Origin of the sequence: Pseudomonas sp. FP1762 (assembly GCF_030687105.1) — a bacterium.
Classification (GTDB): domain Bacteria; phylum Pseudomonadota; class Gammaproteobacteria; order Pseudomonadales; family Pseudomonadaceae; genus Aquipseudomonas; species Aquipseudomonas siliginis.
In genome coordinates this window covers 4,413,071-4,432,629 of the sequence record NZ_CP117458.1, presented here as the reverse complement: position 1 = coordinate 4,432,629, position 19,559 = coordinate 4,413,071, and the positions used below count along the sequence as shown (strand labels likewise).

Below are 19,559 nucleotides of genomic sequence, written 5' to 3'. Positions count from 1 at the left end.
GCGGTTGCAGCGGATCATTCTGCGCCGGTGCTGACTGACGATCAGTCGCCGTTCAGTTCGACTTTGCCGAGAGTGCTGCTGACGTCGGTGACATGCCGACGGCCGTGGACTTCGTAAGTAGTCCCGCTCGCCTCGACGCCCGGCTTGCGCACGGCCAGTTGGGCGAATAACCCCGTCTTTTCGCTGTAACTGCCGAACCAGTCAATCAGCGCCCCGATGTAGCATTCGCCGCCGATCATTACCGGCAAATCGGCGATCTTTTCGATGGTGTAGTGCCTTGGACCGTAGCTGTAGTAATCGTCGTCTCCGGCACCCGTGGGAGGAATTGGGCAAAGGGGCGCGTCAGGGTTTGAGTCCGATGCGATTTTCATTGCCTGGGTGATGGCTTGGTTGAGTGCCCCGTGCAGATCCGCGTCAAGCTCGTAGGTGCTGGTGCCATCCTCTTTATGTTGAGTCGTGGGCACCTGCAGGGCGTAACTGTAACGCACGGACACCGTCGGCACCTGACGGTTGACCTTCAGCGGATTGAGCAGATACAGGTTGTCGACACCGTAGGCGCCGTTTCGGTAGGCGGCATAGATTCTGTCGTGAAGCTTGATCCAGCTGATTGCCTGATTGGCGCCACGGTCGTTGGTGTAGAACAGCGAGCTTTCCGGCTCGACCGATCTCTTGACGAACCGCTCGCCCTTGCGGCGCCAGGTTTCCACGTAGGTGAACAAGCCGGTGCCGCCTGCGTATGTGTCGACGATAAGGTCGCGCTGGCCATCATGGTCCAGATCCAGCAGTGCGTAGGAAGACCGTCCGGTCTCGGCGGCGCCGTCGATGCTTGAGGCGTTCAATGCTTTCCATTCGTCCTCGCTCACGCCTTTGGGACGCGACTTGGGGAAGTTGGTTTGCTCGCCGTAGCTGTCGACTGGATCGCCCGCGAAAGATGTCTGCGAAGACTCGAAAGCCCGTGCGGCCAAGGCATGTTCCAGGGCAAATTCCGGGTGGTTTTTGCTCTCGGCACGAATGCTTTCCTGCAGATCGTTCATCGCCTGAACATCCACGGCGTCCGGCTGCCACATTGCGGCTTGCGTCCACTGTGCCTGCAATGCTTGCAGGCGCTGGCGGTAGCTGCCATCCAGGCAAGCGACATCGACTGCGCAGGCATTGCGGGTTTTCAGCCAGGCGCGCTGGGTGCGCTTGAGCTCAGGTTGCGTCGCTGTGGCAGTTGTCAGCAGTTGGCGATACAGCGTGCCCATCTGCGCGTCTAGCTCATACAGCGATTTATTCGCGCAAATCATGTTTTCCACGTCGTTCGACGCTTTTTTGCAATCCATCGCCGCCGCTGTCGCTTGCTGGATAAAGACAAGCAAACACGCTGACAGGATGTAGCGTCCCTTGATGTACACGATTCAGTCCTTATGCAAATCCTTGAGCAGGCGCGCAGAGTAATACTCCAGGCAACATTCTTGAAGCACCACCCTCAGGCCCGGGCATTTTTGGCCGATAACCCGAACGGTGAGTTCAGACTCCAGCGAAATCGCTTGATGGCGCATGGCCTCCGGCTATCATCTGCGCGCCTGAAATCGCCTCGGTTCGTTTTCTTCAATTGCCTGGAAATCCTTGATGTCGTCGTATCACCAAAAAAGCTTTCTGATCGTCGATGATTTTTCCGATTTCCGCAGTTCCGTGCGTTCGATGTTGCGTGAGCTCGGCGTCAAGGATGTCGATACTGCCGACACTGGCGAGCAGGCGCTGAAGATGTGTTCGCAGAAGTCCTACGATTTCATTCTTCAGGACTTCCACCTCGGCGACGGCAAGAAGAACGGCCAGCAGGTGCTCGAAGACCTGATGTCGGAAAAGCTCATCAGCCACGAAGCCGTTTTCGTCATGGTCACCGCCGAGACCAGTCAGGCGATGGTGCTCAGCGCGCTGGAGCACGAGCCGGATGCGTACCTGACCAAGCCGTTCAACCGTTCCGGGCTGGCCCAGCGCCTTGAGCGTCTGGAGCAACGCAAGACTTTGCTCAAACCGATTCTTCAGGCCCTTGATCGCGGTAAGCCGGTCGAGGTGCTCAATGCCTGTATTGCCTTGTGCAAGCAGGACATCCGCTATTCGCCGCTGTGCCTGCGTTACCGCGCCGATGCGCTGCGCGACATGAATCAGAACGAAGCGCTGGAGCGACTCTACGACGGCATCATTGCCGACCGGCCGTTGCCGTGGGCCTTCGCCGGATTGGGCAAATTATTGTTCAAGCGCGGGCAGGTCTCGCAGGCCAAAGAAGTTTATGAAAAAGCCTTGAAAGTCTTTCCGATGATGCCGGCGCTGTATGACGGCATGGCTGATGTGCTGGTGGCCGAAGGCGACAGCAAAGGCGCGCAGCGAGTGCTGGAAGAAGCGATCCGTCTGTCGCCGCTGGCGGTGCGCCGTCAGGCTCTGCTGGGCAAACTGGCGATGGCCAACGAAGATTTCGAAACCGCCTCGCGGGCTTATCGTCAGGCCGTGGCGCAGGGCGCGCAGTCGCGTTTCAAGGACCCGGAAAGCAATCTCGGCCTGGCGCACGCGCTGATCAGCAAGGGTAGCGATCGCGGGCTCGACACGCGTACGCGACTGGAGATCAACACCACCCTCAGCGCTGTGGCCAAAGAAAACCCGAGCGACCCCGGTCTGCAGATTCGCGCGCGTTTGATGAAAGCCACCAGCCTGTTGCTCAACGACGCCGAAACCGCCGACAAGCTCACCGAACAGGCGCTGATGCGCCTCGATGGCATGGAGCAATTCATGAGTCCCGAGGCGGCGTTGCTGGTGGCCAAGCAGTTGCAGATGCTCGGTCAGGCCGAGGCGGGCACTTCGATGCTCAAGAGTTGCGCGGAGATCTACGGTGATGACCCGGCGGTGATGAAAGACATTGCCAAGCTCACCGACGATCCGACGATTCTCAGTTCGAGCAACGCTGCGGCCGACCTCAACCGCCAGGGCGTGCGCGTGTACAAGACCGGCAATCTGGTCGAGGCACGCGAAGTGTTCCGCAAGGCGCTCAAGCTGCAACCGAAAAACATCAGTATCGCGCTGAACCTGGCCCAGTCGCTGCTGCACGGCACTGACACCAGTGTGCCGTCGGCGGAGCTGGAAGAATGTCGGGCCTGCCTGAAACTGGTGGGCCTGATGCCCGACACCGACGCGCGGTTTGCGCGTTATCAGAAGCTGAAAAGCAAGGCGTTTGGCGAATGAACTCAATAGATCCGGCGCTGGATTTTTCCACGGTGATTGCCTCCACCGTTCACGACATGAAGAACTCTCTGGCCATGCTGATGCAGGCGCACAGCCAATGGCTGGCGCGTCTGCCGAAAGAGCTGCGCGACGGCTCGGAGCAGGGCGTGATCGACTTCGAGTTCGCCCACCTCAACGGCATGCTCGTGCAGTTGCTGGGGCTGTACAAACTTGGCGTGAATCAGTTGCCGCTGCAGCCGGCGTATCACGAACTCGACGATTTCATCGAGGCGCAACTGGCCGCGCATCAGGAAGTGTTTGCCAGTCGCGGCATCATCGCCACCTATGAAGTCGATCCGTTGAGCCCGCTGGGTTTCTTCGATCGCGAGCTGATCGCCTCGGTGCTCGGCAACTGCATCAACAATGCGATTCGCTACGCCCGCGAGTCGTTGCTGATTACTGTCAGCGACGAAGCCGGGCAACTGGTGTTGAGCATCAACGACGATGGCGACGGCTATCCGGCAGAGATGCTCGAGCGTCAGGCCGATTATGTGCAGGGCATCAATCACAGCAGCGGCAGCACCGGCCTCGGTCTGTATTTCGCCAATCGCATCGCGGCGCTGCATCAGCGCAACGGCGTGGAAGGGCGCACCGAAATCAGCAATGGCGGGCCGTTGGGCGGTGGGGTGTTCAGCCTCTACTTGCCCTGAGGTCTGGTGTAGGAGCTGCCGAAGGCTGCGATCTTTTGATTTTAAAAAGCAAGATCAAAAGATCGCAGCCTCGTTGCACTCGTCAGCTCCTACGTCTCCTGCACAAGATCGGGATTTTTGTGGGCGCTGCTTGATATTCCGAACAGCCGCAGCCTATTTTGTCCGGGTCGCCGTTCGCGGCTCGCACAACAACAAGGATTGCGTCATGACAACCGATGGCCAGGGTTCACTCGCGCAGCGATTGACCGGCATTGATGAGATTGAATGTGTCACCCCGGATCTGAACGGTGTGCCACGGGGCAAGGTGATGACCGCCGAGGGTTTCCTCGAAGGGCGGCGTTTGCAGTTGGCGCGGGGTGTGCTGCTGCAATGCATCATGGGCGGCTATCCGCCGGCGCGGTTCTATGGCAGCGATGACGGCGATCTGGCGCTGGTCGCCGATCCTGCGCAGATTCACCGTTTGCCCTGGAGCGACGAGCCGCGTGCCATGGCGATTTGCGACGCCGACGAACTGAGCGGGGGGAGCTCAAGTCTCTCGACCCGTGGCCAGCTCAAAGCGGTCATCGCCCGTTACGCCGCGCACGGTCTGGCGCCGGTGGTGGCGACCGAACTGGAATTTTTTGTCTTCGCACCGAACACCGATCCGACTCAGCCGTTCCGTCCGCCGGTGGGCCTCGACGGCCGCCGCGAGGATGGCCAGTCGGCCTTCAGCGTCAGTTCCAACAACGGCCTGCGGCAGTTCTTCAGCGAAGTGTATAAATGCATGGCCGCCCTCGGCCTGCCGCGCGACACGTTCATGCATGAAATGGGCGTCAGCCAGTTCGAGATCAATCTGCTGCACGGCGATCCGCTGCTGCTGGCCGATCAGACGTTCCTGTTCAAGCACCTGCTCAAGGAGGTCGCGCTCAAGCATGGCCTGAGCGTGGTGTGCATGGCCAAACCGCTGGCGCACACGCCGGGCAGTTCGATGCATATTCACCAGAGCATCGTTGAGATCGGCAGCGGCAAGAATGTCTTCACTGACTCGAACGGCGAGCCGACGTCGATGTTCCGCCACTTCATCGGCGGGCAACAGGCAGGCCTCGCCGATTTCACCGCACTGTTTGCGCCCAACGTGAATTCCTATCAGCGCCTGTGTCATCCGTACGCGTCGCCGAACAATGCCTGCTGGTCCCATGACAATCGCGCCGCCGGCTTGCGTATTCCCGCCAGCTCGCCGGCCGCACGTCGGGTCGAAAACCGCTTGCCGGGCGCCGACGCCAATCCGTATCTGGCGATCGCCGCCAGTCTGGCCGCGGGTTTGCACGGCATCGAACAGGAGCTGGAGCCGAGCGCGGCAATCCAGGGGGAGTTCGCCGTGCCGGATAATCTGGCCTTGCCGTGTACCTTGCACGCCGCGCTGGAGCGTCTGAAACGTAGCCAGTTGGCGAGGGAACTGTTCGGGTCGGAGTTCATCGAAGGCTACATCGCTTCGAAGACCATGGAGTTGACCAGCTTCTTTGATGAAATCACTCCCTGGGAGCGCCGTGTGCTGGCTGCCCAGGCCTGACGTATCGCTGCTGCCGGGCTGTCGTTCTGACCGCCCGGTATTTACTGCAAGGAGCCGCTCGGAACGCCGATGCGCCAAATCTGGAAATCCTTTCGAGCGCTGTATTTCGCCTCGCTGATGATGTTGATCGGCTCAGGCCTTCTTTCTACTTATCTGGCTTTGCGTCTGGCCGCCGACAATGTCGACGGGCTGTGGGTCGGTGCGCTGATGGCGGCCAACTATTTCGGTCTGGTGCTGGGCGGCAAGATCGGCCATCGCCTGATCGCCCGGGTCGGGCATATCCGTGCCTACTCGGCGTGTGCGGGGATCGTCGGCGCGGCGGTGCTCGGTCATGGTCTGGTGGACTGGCTGCCGGCGTGGCTGGTGCTGCGGACGATCGTCGGTCTGGGCATGATGTGTCAGTACATGGTCATCGAGAGCTGGCTCAACGAGCAGGCCGATGCCAATCAGCGTGGCCTGGTGTTCAGCGGTTACATGATCGCCTCTTATCTGGGCCTGGTGCTGGGCCAGCTGATTCTGGTCATGCATCCCGGCCTCGGGCTGGAACTGCTGATGCTGGTGGCGCTGTGCTTTGCCCTGTGCCTGGTGCCCGTGACGCTGACTCGACGGATTCACCCGGCGCCTCTGCACCCCGCGCCGATGGAGCCGCGCTTCTTTATCAAACGTGTGCCGCAATCGCTGAGCACGGTGCTCGGCGCCGGTTTGATCATCGGTTCGTTCTACGGTCTGGCGCCGCTGTACGCCTCGCAACAGGGGCTGACGACCGAACAGGTCGGTCTGTTCATGGGTAGCTGCATTTTTGCCGGCTTGCTGGTGCAGTGGCCGTTGGGCTGGTTGTCCGACCGTTATGACCGCGCGCTGCTGATCCGCTGCTTTGCCGGGTTTCTGGCGGTGGCGGCGTTGCCGTTGGCGATCATGCCGCAGGTGCCACTGGAGGTGCTGTTCGTCGTCGGCTTCTTCTGTTCGCTGGTGCAGTTCTGCCTGTATCCGCTGGCGGTGGCGTTTTCCAACGACCACGTCGAAGGCGATCGCCGGGTGTCGCTGACCGCGATGTTGCTGGTGACCTATGGCGTCGGCGCGAGCATCGGGCCGCTGCTCGCGGGTGTGCTGATGAAGTTTCTCGGCAGTCAGAGCCTGTATGCGTTCTTCAGTTTCTTCGCGCTGGTGCTGGTCTGGCGGATTCGTCCGAAAGCAGTGACCAACCTGCATCAGGTCGACGACGCACCGCTGCATCACGTGGCAATGCCGGACAGCATGTCGAGTTCGCCGCTGGTGGCGGCGCTCGATCCGCGTGTTGATGAGCAGGTGGTGCAGGAGCAGATGGTGCAGGATCCGGCGCCGGTCACTCCTGAGCCTGAGCCCGAAGTGCAGCCGGATGCAGTCGTTGAAACCGAGCAGGACAGCGGCGATGACGACAAGCCTGCGCCGGATATCAGTGGTGGCAGGCCCTGAGCCGAAGATAAACACCGGCGCATAAAAAAGGGCAGTCCCGCACAGGACTGCCCTTTTTATTTGTCGCTGCGACTCAGAGATCGTCTTTGTCGAAACGCCGTGCTTCACGCTGCAACTGGTAAACGAAACGCTCGACGTTGCGCGCAGCCTGGCCACTGATGTTGTGGAAGCGCAGACCGGCGAAGGTGATGTTGAGTTTTTCTTCGAAGTGCAGGTAGCGCAGCTCGACCGATGTTGGCTGATTGCCGAACAGCGGCGGGGCGATCAGGCGGTCGTAGACCTGGCCCAGTTGCAGGCGGTCAGTGATGTCGCCTTCGAAGCGGAATTTGCAGCCAGTGGCGGAGATATCCAGCAGCTTGCCGTGCAGAGGAACCTTGAGCTTTTCGCCGCCCAGTTCAACGCTGACCAGGTCGGTGAGTTTCAACGCAGCGCGGAAGGCGTTGCGGCGCTGGTGGTAGACCACTTCGCTCGGCAGGTCGCCGGTGTAGAAACGGTCACCGTCGGATTCTTCGATGTTCAGCGTGCCGTTGCATTCCCAGGCGATGCGCACGCCGTCATGAAAGCCTTCGACCTTGAACGGCTCGCCAGCCTGGAGGAAGCGTTCGCCATCGCGTGGGATCATTTCGTCCAGCGCGATCGTTGCGGTTTCGCGGTCAACCTTGATCAGGTAACTCTGAAAGCGCTGGCTGCGTTCATGGAAGGTGATGATCAGCGGATCGTGGCTGTCTTGCAGCTGGCGCAGGTTGCTGGAGATTTCCAGTGGCGTGGTGAGCACCTTCGGAGGCTGCGGAGCATCATCCGCGCTTAGGGTGTTGGACACGGTTCTTCAATCTCCAGACAAAATAAGACGACTGGCCAGTATTTTGCCAGCATGTTGCGCAGGTGGATAGTGCAGGGTCAGCGAATGGCTCATGCCTGGCTGAGCGTTCGCGGCTTGACCGGTTTGGCAAAGGTCCCGCTGGCGTCGTAAAGCGCTGGCGGCTCACCGCCGGTGAGGATCTTCAGCTGGTTGGCCGTAGTCGCCTGCTGGATCTGTATCGACTGGCCATTCTTGATGTTGGCCGCCTGGCATTGAGCGATCAGCGCGGTCAGGGCATCGCCCTGGGTCAGCAACTGGTCGCCAATGCTCGACTGGCTGGCCAGTTGCTCAAGACCTGTGCGATCGGTCGGCAGGTTGAGGCTGGCGAGGATTTCGCTGCGCTTGCGGCCATGCTGCTCGAGCAGAATGATCAACGCTTGCTTGGTCGCCAGAATTTCTTCCAGCAACGGCATGTCACGACCATGCAAAGCGAGGGATTCGGTTTGCAATAACTCCAGCAATTGTTGCGCTGGAGCAAAGTCGTCGTTGATCAGTTGCAATAAGTTAGTGTCGTGCATGGCTGGCCTTGGGGTTTAAGCGTCCAAAAGCCTGGCGCCGGCAAAAGCCTAGCGCTGGGCTTCGAAGTTGAGCAGTTTGCTGGCTACACGGTTGCTGTCGACTTTATAGCTGCCATCGGCAATCGCGGCTTTCAACTCGGCCACACGGGCTTTGTCGACAGCAGGCTGATCGCGCAGCTTGTCAGTGACCTTCTGCAACTGTTGAGCCTCATTGCTGAGGTGTACCGACTCCCCGCTTTTGGCGACATTGGCCTGTTCGGCCTGGGTATTCAGCGGCGCGGAGGGGCTGTTTTCAGCGCTTTCCTTGGCGTTGCTGGTACGTGTGCTGCCGGTTAGTGACGAGGAACTGTTCAATCGGTTGAAATCGATAACCATGATAAAAAACCTCTGGGAATTTGGACGCTTGCCATGTTTTCGGCTATCCCCTGAAAAACTTTAGGCCCAATCAACCATAAGCTTGCATGCGCCGTTGCGAGACCTGCTGCGGCACAGTTTAGGGAAGCGACGGGATCGGCGCCAGTTTTCTCCACGAGGCTTTTACATGGCCACTTCGACCTGTCCCGGCGCAATCACCTGCGCCTTGATAACTCTTTGAGAATTAAGGTTTTTTACTCGAATCTGTTCTTTCATGCCGCCATTGGAGAGCGCTTCCCCCGGCATGCGTACGGCAAGGGTGCCGCTGCGCGCAGTGATCACCACCTGGTCACCCTTGCGGACCACTTCGGCCTGTTCCAGATGCACCAGTGTGATGACCTGATCGGCGACCGTTGGTCGGGTAAGTTTCTGCCCGATCGCTTCGTCGACGGAGGTCAGGAAACCCTGGTTGATCGTGCTGACGTCGCGCTCGCGCAAGGTCACATCCTGCGGCTCGATAATGCCGGCGCGTTTCAGCGGACGAGTGGTCGTCACGATCTCGCGAAACAGGCGGACTTGAGCGGGTACGAACACCGTCCAGGGCGAACTGCCTTCGCAGCGAACCTTCACCGTGACGCGGCCCAGCGGGCGTGCCGGGCTCTCCAGCGTGGCTGTCAATTCCTTGTCGCACATGGGCATGCGCATGCGCGGGTCGAGCTGGTTGACTTCGATTTCGTAGCGGCCTTCGGTTTGACTGGAAGCCAAATAGTCTTCTACGGTGAATTCAAGAAAGCCCTGAGTCACGCCGATAAGCATATCAGGCAAGGTAACCGCATCTGCATGGGCAGGACTGCCAGCAAGCAAGCAGCAAACGGCGGACACCGCGCAAAGCCCTTTGCGAAGGGAAGATGTCAGGCGTCGGGAAAATGTCGTTTGAGCGTTCATACGAGTTAAAAAGCAAGCGCCGTGCCGTTTAGCAATGAATGTGCGTCGCAACAACACTTGGCGTTGGTGTAGGAGTCTGGGCATGGCTGGTGTAATGGATTCGGTGAACCAGCGCACGCAACTGGTAGGGCAGAATCGCCTCGAGCTGCTGTTGTTCCGTCTCGACGGGCCGCAGCTCTATGGGATCAACGTGTTCAAGGTACGGGAAGTGTTGCAATGCCCGTCCCTGACGTTGATGCCCAAATCCAGTCCTGTCGTGTGCGGGGTAGCGAATATACGGGGAGCGACCATTCCGATCCTGGATCTGGCAATGGCAACGGGCTCCGGTGCGTTGAAAGACAAGAACAGTCCGTTCGTGATCATCACGGAGTACAACACCAAGACCCAGGGTTTCCTGGTCCGCTCGGTGGAGCGCATCGTCAACATGAACTGGGAAGAGATCCATCCGCCACCCAAGGGTACCGGTCGCGATCACTACCTGACCGCTGTGACGCGGGTCGACAACCAGTTGGTCGAAATCATCGACGTCGAGAAGGTGCTGGCCGAAGTGGCGCCGACGCCGGAAGCGATTTCGGTGGGCGTGGTCGATGTCGAGACGCAGACCAAGGCGTTGTCGCTGCGGGTGCTGACGGTCGATGACTCGTCGGTGGCGCGCAAGCAGGTCACGCGTTGTCTGCAGACCATCGGTGTCGAAGTGGTGGCGCTGAACGACGGCAAGCAGGCGCTGGATTACCTGCGCAAGCTGGTCGACGAGGGCAAGAAGCCGGAAGAAGAGTTCCTGATGATGATTTCCGACATCGAGATGCCGGAGATGGACGGGTACACCCTGACGGCGGAAATCCGCGGCGACGCACGCATGCAAAAGCTCCATATCATCCTGCATACTTCGTTGTCGGGGGTATTCAATCAGGCGATGGTGAAGAAAGTCGGTGCTGATGACTTCCTGGCCAAATTCCGTCCTGATGACCTCGCATCCCGGGTAGTCGACCGGATCAAAGCAGCAGATATCAGCTAGGGACCTTCTGTCCCTGGCGGTCAACACGATTTAAGAGGCGGCATCATTGTCTACGGGTAATTTGGATTTCGAACAGTTCCGGGTCTTCCTGGAAAAAGCCTGTGGCATTCTGCTCGGTGAAAACAAGCAGTATCTGGTCTCGAGCCGTCTCAACAAACTGATGGAGCAGCAAGGCATCAAGTCCCTGGGTGAGCTGGTGCAGCGCATCCAGACCCAGCCGCGCAGCGGTTTGCGCGAGCAGGTGGTCGATGCCATGACGACTAACGAAACCCTGTGGTTTCGCGACACCTATCCGTTTGAAGTCTTGAAGAACAAGGTACTGCCGGAAGCGATCAAGGCCAGCCCCAACCAGCGTCTGCGGATCTGGTCGGCGGCCTGCTCGTCGGGACAGGAACCGTACTCGCTGTCGATGTCGATCGACGAGTTCGAGCGCAGCAACCTGGGTCAGTTGAAGATGGGTGTGCAGATCGTTGCCACCGATCTGTCGGGCCTGATGCTCAACAACTGCAAGACCGGCGAGTACGACAGCCTGGCGATCGGTCGCGGTCTGTCGCCGGAACGCCTGCAACGCTACTTCGACCCGAAAGGGCCGGGGCGCTGGGTGGTCAAGGCGCCGATCAAGAGCCGGGTGGAATTCCGCTCGTTCAACCTGCTCGACAGCTATGCGGCGCTGGGCAAGTTCGACATCGTGTTCTGCCGCAACGTACTGATCTACTTCTCTGCCGAAGTGAAGAAGGACATCCTGTTGCGCATTCACAGCACGTTGAAGCCGGGCGGGTATCTGTTCCTTGGCGCTTCGGAAGCGCTGAACGGATTGCCGGATCATTACCAGATGGTTCAGTGCAGCCCGGGGATTATTTACAAGGCGAAATAAGCGGTTTGCGCTGATACAAAAACGGGAGGCCCGCAAAGGCCTCCTTTTTTTATGCCCGAATTTTTTTCCACGAAACCCCTGTGGGAGCGAGCCTGCTCGCGAAAGCGGTCTGTCCATAAGACAGTTGGCGCCTGACACGCCGCCTTCGCGAGCAGGCTCGCTCCCACAGGGATCTGCGCTGACCTGGCAACGACGGCAAGCGGCAGAAAAGCGGCATCCGGCGGTAACCGGTTGCCGCTTTTCTGGCATTGCCGCTTTGCCTGTCAGGCGCAAAGCCCCGGAATACGGGGCTTTGATCATTTGGCACGGCGCTTGCTAAAGCTCAGATACGAAAAACCGGTCACCTGAAGGTTCCCGACATGAGCATCAGCTTCGACAAAGCGCTGGGCATTCACGAAAAGGCATTGGGCTTCCGCGCCCAGCGTGCCGAAGTGCTGGCCAACAACATCGCCAACGCCGACACCCCGAACTACAAAGCGCGGGATCTGGATTTCTCCAAAGTGCTCGAAGCACAGACCGAGAAGACCAAGACCGGCGGCCACTTTGCCCTGAACATGACCAACAGCCGGCACATCGAGGCTGAAGGGCTGGGCAATGGCGACGAGTCGCTGATGTATCGCACGCCGATGCAGCCTTCGATCGACCAGAACACCGTCGACGCTCAACTGGAACAGTCGAACTACGCGGAAAACGCTGTCGGCTTCCAGGCCAGCTTCACCTTGCTCAACAGCAAATTCAAAGGGCTGGTGTCAGCCCTGCGCGGAGAATAATCCATGTCCCTGTCCAGCGTTTTCAACATTGCCGGCAGCGGCATGAGCGCGCAGACCACGCGTCTGAACACCGTGGCTTCGAACATCGCCAACGCCGAAACCGTTTCGTCGAGCATCGACCAGACCTACCGCGCCCGTCATCCGGTGTTCGCCACCATGTTCCAGGGCGGCCAGGCCGGCGGCAGCAATTCGCTGTTCCAGAACCAGGACGCGGCCGGGCAGGGCGTGCAGGTGCTTGGCGTCGTCGAAGACCAGAGCAATCTTGAAGCGCGCTACGAGCCGAACCATCCGGCCGCCGACGCCAAGGGCTACGTCTACTACCCGAACGTCAACGTGGTGGAAGAAATGGCTGACATGATTTCCGCGAGCCGCTCGTTCCAGACCAACGCGGAAATGATGAACACCGCCAAAACCATGATGCAGAAAGTACTGACCCTCGGTCAGTAATAAGGGGCGACTGCCATGAGCGTTACGGATACCACCAGCAGCCTGAGCATGAACGACATCCTGGCCAACTCGTCGAAGAAGGCCAGCAGCACTACGTCGGGCGGCATCGCTTCGGCGACCAACAGTGCCACCGGCGGCCAGGCGCTGGGCAAGGATGCATTCCTGCAATTGCTGGTCACCCAGCTGAAAAACCAGAACCCGCTCGACCCGCAGGACAACAGCGCCTTCGTCGCGCAGTTGGCGCAGTTCAGCAGCCTTGAAGGCATCACCACGCTGAACTCCACTGTCAGTGGCCTTGCCGGCAACTACAACTCGTCGCAGGCGCTGCAAGCGTCGTCGCTGGTCGGTCGCAACGTGATCGTGCAGACCAACACCGCCCAGCTCGATGACCCGAGCAAAGGCCTGACCGGTTCGGTCACCGTGCCTTCGTCGATTGCCGGCGGCACCGTGACCATCACCGACAAGGACGGCAAGACCGTGCGCACCATCGACCTGGGCAGCCGCGCTGCCGGCGATGCCAGTTTCACTTGGGACGGCAAGGACACCGCCGGCACCGTGGTTCCGGTCGGCACTTACACGTTCAAGGCCAACGCACCGATCAACGGCACCGCGACCGACCTGGCGACCTACCTGCCGGCGACCGTCAACAGCGTGACGATCAGCCAGACCGGTGGCGAGCTGATGCTCAACCTGGCCGGCAAGGGCACCGTTGCCCTGTCCAAAGTACAAACCATTGGTATATAGAGCCGACTAACCCGGCACGAAGGAGTGGAACATGTCTTTTAACATCGGCCTTAGCGGTCTCTATGCCGCCAACAAACAACTCGACGTCACCGGCAACAACATCGCCAACGTCGCCACCGCCGGTTTCAAATCCTCGCGCGCAGAATTCGAAGACGTCTATTCGTCGACTCGTCTGGGCAGCGGCAGCAAAGTGATCGGCAACGGCGTGCGCCTGGCCAACGTTTCCCAGCAGTTCACCCAGGGTGACATCAACAACACTGGCAACGTGCTGGACATGGGCATCAACGGTTCCGGTTTCTTCACCATGAGCAACAACGGCTCGATTTCGTACACCCGTGCCGGTACGTTCAAGGTCGACAACGCCGGTTACATCACCAACACCGACTACACCTCGCGTCTGCAGGGTTACGGTGTGGATGCCAACGGCAAGATCATCAACGGCGTGTTGACCGATCTGAAGATCGACACTTCGAACCTGGCGCCGAAGTCGTCTTCTGCGGTGACCTCGAGCATCAACCTCAATTCGTCTTCGCCAGTGATCGTTGATACCGGCGCCAGCGCCGTCAAGTTTGATCCGTCGAAGCCTGAGACTTACACCAAGTCCTTCAGCACACCGATCTATGACACCCAGGGCAACGCCCACGTCATGGACCAGTACATGGTCAAGACTGGCGGGAACACCTGGAAGGTTTACACCCTGGTCGATGGCCGTAACCCGGACGCTACCGGCAGCAACCCTGTGACCACTGCGCCGGTTGCTTCGACATTGTCGTTCGACAGCTCCGGCAAGCTGGTTCAGGTGAGCACGCCTAACCCGGCGGATCCAGCCAACCCGATCATCAGCAGCGATCTGAAGATGACTGGCTGGGTGCCGGGCACTGTGACCAATGGCGTGTTTACGCCTAACGGCGCGGCAGCGAATCCGAATGGCGTGACCATCTCGATGGCCAACACCACTCAGTACAACGCTGATACCTCGCGTACGATCCCGACTCAGGATGGTTACGCCACTGGCCAGATCACTAACCTGACCATCGACGGCACCGGTACGCTGTTTGCCAACTTCAGCAACAACCAGAGCAAAGCGATTGGTCAGGTTGCACTGGCCAGCTTCACCAACGAACAGGGCTTGCAGGCTGTCGGTGGCACCAGCTGGAAAGAGACGTTCGCTTCGGGTATTCCGGGCTACGACGCGCCGAAGACCGGTACGTTGGGTGAGGTGGTGTCCAACTCGCTGGAAGAGTCGAACGTTAACCTGACCAATGAGCTGGTTGATCTGATCAAGGGTCAGAGCAACTATCAGGCGAACGCCAAGACCATTTCGACGCAGAGCACGATTATGCAGACCATTATTCAGATGACCTGATTCGGGTTTCTGACTGGTTTTTTGGGCCCCTCGGTTTTGAGGGGCTTTTTTTTTGGTCGTGGCGGCCTTTGGGCCGACCAGGCTGTTGGGTTTTGGGTGAATATCCGTTGCTTCGGTAGCGGCTGCTGGCGGTTTCGCCTGACGGCGACTTACTTTTTTACAAGCGCCTAAAAAAGTAAGCAAAAAACGCTAGCTCCTGCGTTCGGCCCTCGCAGGCTCGGGTTCCTTCGCTGCGGGATCGATCCGGGCGCAGCGGCTCCGGTTTGCTTCGCTGCACCTACTTCCGCTGTGTCTGGCTGCGCCAGACGGTCGCTGCGCTCCCACGCCCGGATCAATCCCTCCGCTCAGCCTTCCGACGTCGCCCGTAGATCAAAAGCACTCGAGCTTGCGCTCATTGTTGAGTGGGGCGGCTTTGCCGCGGGCAGCTGCGCTGCTTTGCCTTTTTGTGGGAGCGAGCTTGCTCGCGAAGGCGGCCTGTCAGCCGACCTGTTCTTGAAGTGGTACCCAATCCAACTGTAGGAGCTGCCGAAGGCTGCGATCTTTTGATCTGGCTTTTGCTTTTGCTTTTGCTTTTGCTTTTGCTTCGGCTTTGGCTTTTGATCCGGCTTTTGATCTTTTGCCCCTTCGGCAGGCTTCGTTACGGGATCGATCCGGGGGTGGGAGCGCAGCGACCGTACGACGCAGTCGTACACAGCGAGTGTAGGTGCAGCGAAGCCAACCGGAGCCGCTGCGCCCGGATCGGTCCCGTAACGAAGGTACCCCGAGCCCCAGCGAGCGGGCCGTACGCCGGGGCAAAGCCTTTTGGGTTACCTTTTTGGCGTCTGAAAAAGGTGACTCGCTGTAAGAGCGAAACCGCCAGCCGCAGCACCGAGAAAACGGATATTCACCCAAAACCCCAAGAGCCTGGTCGGCCCAGAGGCCGCCAAGGCCGCCAAAAAACAAAACCCCCAACAAACCTGAAGTCTGTCGGGGGTTTTCTTTTGTCTCGAGATCCCAGGCGTCTCGCAACGCCTGGTCTCAGCTCAGCTTATTGGCAAGCTTCGCAATCCGGCTCGTCGATCGCGCAGGCCTTTGGCACTGGCGCCGGACCTGCCGGAGCGGCCAGGACCGAATCGTCGCCGTGGTTGCCGCCGCTGGAAACAGCGTTCAGCTTACCGGTGTTGATGGTCGACTTCTCGGTGCTGGTCGCGGCCAGGGCACGGAGGTAGTAAGTGGTTTTCAGACCACGGTACCAGGCCATGCGGTAGGTCACGTCGAGCTTCTTGCCCGATGCGCCGGCGATGTACAGGTTCAGCGACTGGGCCTGGTCGATCCACTTCTGACGACGGCTGGCGGCGTCAACGATCCACTTGGTGTCCACTTCGAACGCGGTCGCATAGAGCTCTTTGAGTTCTTGCGGAATGCGCTCGATCTGCTGCACCGAACCGTCGTAGTACTTCAGGTCGTTGATCATCACCGAGTCCCACAGACCGCGAGCCTTCAGGTCGCGAACCAGGTACGGGTTGATCACGGTGAATTCGCCAGACAGGTTCGATTTCACGTACAGGTTCTGGTAGGTCGGTTCGATCGACTGCGAAACGCCAGTGATGTTGGCGATGGTCGCGGTCGGTGCGATGGCCATGATGTTCGAGTTACGGATGCCTTTCTGTACACGGGCGCGAACCGGTGCCCAGTCAAGGGTTTCCTTCAGGTCGACATCGATGTACTTCTCGCCGCGCTGTTCGATCAGGATCTGTTGCGAATCCAGCGGCAGGATGCCCTTGGACCACAGCGAACCGTTGAACGTCTCGTAGGCGCCGCGCTCGTCGGCCAGGTCGCAGGAAGCCTGGATCGCGTAGTAGCTGACCGCTTCCATCGACTTGTCGGCAAACTCGACGGCAGCGTCGGAGCCGTAGGCGATGTGCTGCAGGTACAGAGCGTCCTGGAAGCCCATGATGCCCAGACCGACCGGGCGGTGGCGGAAGTTGGAGTTCTTCGCTTGCGGCACCGAGTAGTAGTTGATGTCGATCACGTTATCGAGCATGCGCACGGCGGTGTTCACGGTGCGTTGCAGCTTGGCGGTATCGAGCTTGCCGTCGACGATGTGGTTCGGCAGGTTGATCGAGCCCAGGTTGCAAACGGCGATTTCGTCCTTGTTGGTGTTCAAGGTGATCTCGGTGCACAGGTTCGAGCTGTGGACCACGCCGACGTGCTGCTGCGGGCTGCGCAGGTTGCACGGGTCCTTAAAAGTCAGCCATGGGTGGCCGGTTTCGAACAGCATGGACAGCATCTTGCGCCACAGGTCTTTGGCCTGGATGGTCTTGAACAGCTTGACCTTGCCCGGGTACTCGGTCAGCGCTTCGTAATACTCGTAGCGCTCTTCGAAGGCTTTACCGGTCAGGTCGTGCAGGTCCGGTACTTCGGATGGCGAGAACAGGGTCCACTTGCCGTCATCGAAGACACGCTTCATGAACAGGTCAGGGATCCAGTTGGCGGTGTTCATGTCGTGGGTACGACGACGATCGTCACCGGTGTTCTTGCGCAGCTCGATGAACTCTTCGATGTCCATGTGCCAGGTTTCCAGGTAGGCACACACAGCGCCTTTGCGCTTGCCACCCTGGTTCACGGCCACAGCGGTGTCGTTCACTACTTTGAGGAACGGCACAACGCCTTGCGACTTGCCGTTGGTGCCCTTGATGTACGAACCCAACGCACGAACAGGCGTCCAGTCGTTGCCCAGACCGCCGGCAAATTTCGACAGCATGGCGTTGTCGTGGATCGCGTGATAGATGCCCGACAGGTCATCCGGCACGGTGGTCAGGTAGCAGCTCGACAGCTGTGGACGCAGGGTACCGGCGTTGAACAGGGTCGGGGTCGAAGCCATATAGTCGAACGAGGACAGCAGGTTGTAGAACTCGATCGCACGGTCTTCTTTCTGCTTCTCTTCGATCGCAAGGCCCATGGCCACGCGCATGAAGAAGATCTGCGGCAGCTCGAAACGTACGCCATCCTTGTGGATGAAGTAACGGTCGTACAGGGTCTGCAGGCCCAGGTAGGTGAATTGCTGATCGCGCTCGTGGTTGATCGCCTTGCCCAGTTTTTCCAGGTCGAAGGTGGCCAGCACAGGGTTCAGCAGTTCGAACTCGATACCTTTGGCGATGTAGGCCGGCAGTGCCTTGGCGTACAGGTCGGCCATTTCGTGATGGGTGGCACTTTCGGCGACTTCGAGGAAGTTCAGGCCTTCGGCACGCAGGGTGTCCATCAGCAGGCGGGCGGTAACGAACGAGTAGTTCGGCTCGCGCTCAACCAGGGTACGGGCGGTCATCACCAGGGCGGTGTTGACGTCGGTCAGGGCCACGCCGTCGTACAGGTTCTTCAGGGTTTCGCGCTGGATCAGGTCGCCGTCGACTTCTTCCAGGCCTTCGCAGGCTTCGGTAACGATGGTGTTCAGGCGGCCCATGTCCAGCGGCGCGAGGCTGCCGTCGGCGCGGGTGATGCGGATCGACGGGTGAGCGTTGACCGCAGCTTCGGCCGGAGCGTGGGCAGCGCGTTCTTTCGAACGGCCGTCACGGTAGATCACGTAGTCGCGAGCGACTTTCTGCTCGCCGGCACGCATCAGGGCCAGTTCGACCTGGTCCTGGATTTCTTCGATGTGGATGGTGCCGCCCGATGGCATGCGACGCTTGAAGGTCGCAGTGACCTGTTCGGTCAGGCGCGCAACGGTGTCGTGGATTCGCGACGAAGCGGCAGCGGTGCCGCCCTCAACTGCGAGGAACGCTTTGGTGATAGCGACGGTGATCTTGTCATCGGTGTAAGGAACGACAGTGCCATTACGCTTGATCACGCGCAGCTGGCCAGGCGCGGTGGCTGCCAGATCCGAAGTCGAATCGGCGGCCTGCGGCAAGGTGCCCTGCGGGTTCTCGCGAGTTGTGTCGGTTTGCATGGGGGGTGGTCTCCACATTCTCTATGTTTGTTTGGCACCGTCATGGTGCTCACCGTTCTGTACCGAAGCACTGCAACCGACGGGCGTCGGCATTACAAACTTCGGAACAGTAGGAAAAAGGCTGCAACGCCGCATCCTTGCCGAAGTTTTGGTTACGAGCCGAAGCTCGCCACCGGATTCCTTCGCGGGTGGCAGTCATGACTGCAACACCCATACCGTTTTGTCCGTTTCGGACCAAATAAAACGGTGCCATCCGCCAGTGCGGTTTGGGCTTGAAAAAACTCGCTTGTTCTACCGGAAACCGGCCATAAAGCACTTGAGTTTCAGGTCTGAAATGTGGTTGGGCGTTTTAGGTGAAAACCCTATATGTAGGGTCTCCGTTTTCGCCGTGCTACAAGATAATGCGTTTCAGGGGGGGATTGCAACGTACTACCTGTGGATAAGCCTGTGCGTAATTTGTGTAAGAAACAGGGAAAACGCGTGTAGGCCGCGAACCTGCTGAGCCAGACCGTTTGTCACTGTTTTTTTGCCTGGAAAAACGCTTCAGCGGTTTTTTAAGGGCGCGAACCCTATCACAGAATTCCGCCTTGTCCGAACGCATTTACCGACTTGTTTTCCGGGTGGCCGGCGTTTATACAATCGCTGGGTGCACGGGCATTTTTATCCTCCTGAAACATGACAGATGATCGGGAGATACACGCAGGATTGTGGGAGCGAGCCTGCTCGCGAATCGGTTGACCACTGAGCATTCAGGTTGAAGCAACAGACGCTTTCGCGAGCAGGCTCGCTCCCACAGGTTTTGTCCGTGTCAGGCGATTGTCTTTCTTCTTTTAATAAAA

General features: G+C 59.2%; 16 protein-coding genes. 10 read left to right on the top strand and 6 right to left on the bottom strand.

Annotated elements, in window-relative coordinates; all coding sequences use genetic code 11:
- Nucleotides 1-41: 41 nt before the first annotated feature.
- Nucleotides 42-1,394: a lysozyme inhibitor LprI family protein gene (locus tag PSH90_RS19710; protein ID WP_305381345.1), complete on the bottom strand. Its 1,353-nt coding sequence runs from the start codon at nucleotides 1,392-1,394 to the stop codon at nucleotides 42-44.
- 217 nt (nucleotides 1,395-1,611) lie between these two features.
- On the opposite strand from PSH90_RS19710, the gene PSH90_RS19705 reads away from it, so the two are divergent.
- From PSH90_RS19705 to PSH90_RS19690, 4 genes are all read left to right on the top strand, one after another.
- The gene (locus PSH90_RS19705; protein ID WP_016773603.1) at nucleotides 1,612-3,216 is read left to right on the top strand and encodes a tetratricopeptide repeat-containing response regulator; all 1,605 of its coding nucleotides are present in this window, start codon (nucleotides 1,612-1,614) and stop codon (nucleotides 3,214-3,216) included.
- On the top strand, nucleotides 3,213-3,905 hold the full coding sequence (locus PSH90_RS19700) for a sensor histidine kinase KdpD (protein WP_076563863.1): 693 nt from the start codon (nucleotides 3,213-3,215) through the stop codon (nucleotides 3,903-3,905). Before PSH90_RS19705 ends, PSH90_RS19700 begins: the two co-directional genes overlap by 4 nt.
- Nucleotides 3,906-4,212: 307 nt before the next feature.
- The gene (locus tag PSH90_RS19695; RefSeq protein WP_305383141.1) at nucleotides 4,213-5,454 is read left to right on the top strand and encodes a glutamine synthetase family protein; all 1,242 of its coding nucleotides are present in this window, start codon (nucleotides 4,213-4,215) and stop codon (nucleotides 5,452-5,454) included.
- A gap of 69 nt (nucleotides 5,455-5,523) precedes the next feature.
- Nucleotides 5,524-6,906 carry an MFS transporter gene (locus PSH90_RS19690; RefSeq protein WP_252878729.1) on the top strand — a complete coding sequence of 461 codons (1,383 nt, stop codon included), beginning with the start codon at nucleotides 5,524-5,526 and terminating at the stop codon, nucleotides 6,904-6,906.
- Nucleotides 6,907-6,979: 73 nt separating this feature from the next.
- On the opposite strand, the gene PSH90_RS19685 is transcribed toward PSH90_RS19690, so the two are convergent.
- The 4 genes from PSH90_RS19685 to flgA form a co-directional block, all read right to left on the bottom strand.
- Nucleotides 6,980-7,726 carry a flagellar brake protein gene (locus tag PSH90_RS19685; protein WP_041479276.1) on the bottom strand — a complete coding sequence of 249 codons (747 nt, stop codon included), beginning with the start codon at nucleotides 7,724-7,726 and terminating at the stop codon, nucleotides 6,980-6,982.
- Nucleotides 7,727-7,815: 89 nt separating this feature from the next.
- The gene (locus PSH90_RS19680) at nucleotides 7,816-8,283 is read right to left on the bottom strand and encodes a flagella synthesis protein FlgN (protein WP_016773608.1); all 468 of its coding nucleotides are present in this window, start codon (nucleotides 8,281-8,283) and stop codon (nucleotides 7,816-7,818) included.
- A 48-nt stretch (nucleotides 8,284-8,331) separates the two neighbouring features.
- Entirely contained in the window at nucleotides 8,332-8,658 is a 327-nt protein-coding gene (flgM, locus tag PSH90_RS19675) for a flagellar biosynthesis anti-sigma factor FlgM (RefSeq protein WP_016773609.1), read from the bottom strand.
- Between the two features lie 162 nt (nucleotides 8,659-8,820).
- Entirely contained in the window at nucleotides 8,821-9,582 is a 762-nt protein-coding gene (gene flgA / locus PSH90_RS19670) for a flagellar basal body P-ring formation chaperone FlgA (protein WP_073472167.1), read from the bottom strand.
- Between the two features lie 82 nt (nucleotides 9,583-9,664).
- On the opposite strand from flgA, the gene PSH90_RS19665 reads away from it, so the two are divergent.
- The 6 genes from PSH90_RS19665 to flgE all read left to right on the top strand — a co-directional run bounded on the left by PSH90_RS19665 (nucleotide 9,665) and on the right by flgE (nucleotide 14,798).
- The gene (locus PSH90_RS19665) at nucleotides 9,665-10,597 is read left to right on the top strand and encodes a chemotaxis protein CheV (RefSeq protein WP_016773611.1); all 933 of its coding nucleotides are present in this window, start codon (nucleotides 9,665-9,667) and stop codon (nucleotides 10,595-10,597) included.
- A gap of 46 nt (nucleotides 10,598-10,643) precedes the next feature.
- The gene (gene cheR, locus PSH90_RS19660; RefSeq protein WP_016773612.1) at nucleotides 10,644-11,471 is read left to right on the top strand and encodes a protein-glutamate O-methyltransferase CheR; all 828 of its coding nucleotides are present in this window, start codon (nucleotides 10,644-10,646) and stop codon (nucleotides 11,469-11,471) included.
- Between the two features lie 359 nt (nucleotides 11,472-11,830).
- Nucleotides 11,831-12,241, top strand: a complete 411-nt coding sequence (flgB, locus tag PSH90_RS19655) for a flagellar basal body rod protein FlgB (protein WP_016773613.1) — start codon at nucleotides 11,831-11,833, stop codon at nucleotides 12,239-12,241.
- Between the two features lie 3 nt (nucleotides 12,242-12,244).
- On the top strand, nucleotides 12,245-12,688 hold the full coding sequence (gene flgC, locus PSH90_RS19650) for a flagellar basal body rod protein FlgC (protein WP_016773614.1): 444 nt from the start codon (nucleotides 12,245-12,247) through the stop codon (nucleotides 12,686-12,688).
- A gap of 15 nt (nucleotides 12,689-12,703) precedes the next feature.
- Entirely contained in the window at nucleotides 12,704-13,432 is a 729-nt protein-coding gene (gene flgD, locus PSH90_RS19645; RefSeq protein WP_016773615.1) for a flagellar hook assembly protein FlgD, read from the top strand.
- Nucleotides 13,433-13,463: 31 nt separating this feature from the next.
- On the top strand, nucleotides 13,464-14,798 hold the full coding sequence (gene flgE, locus PSH90_RS19640) for a flagellar hook protein FlgE (protein WP_041479563.1): 1,335 nt from the start codon (nucleotides 13,464-13,466) through the stop codon (nucleotides 14,796-14,798).
- 1,027 nt (nucleotides 14,799-15,825) lie between these two features.
- On the opposite strand, the gene PSH90_RS19635 is transcribed toward flgE, so the two are convergent.
- Nucleotides 15,826-18,720 carry a ribonucleoside-diphosphate reductase subunit alpha gene (locus tag PSH90_RS19635; RefSeq protein WP_024013986.1) on the bottom strand — a complete coding sequence of 965 codons (2,895 nt, stop codon included), beginning with the start codon at nucleotides 18,718-18,720 and terminating at the stop codon, nucleotides 15,826-15,828.
- Nucleotides 18,721-19,559: the final 839 nt, after the last annotated feature.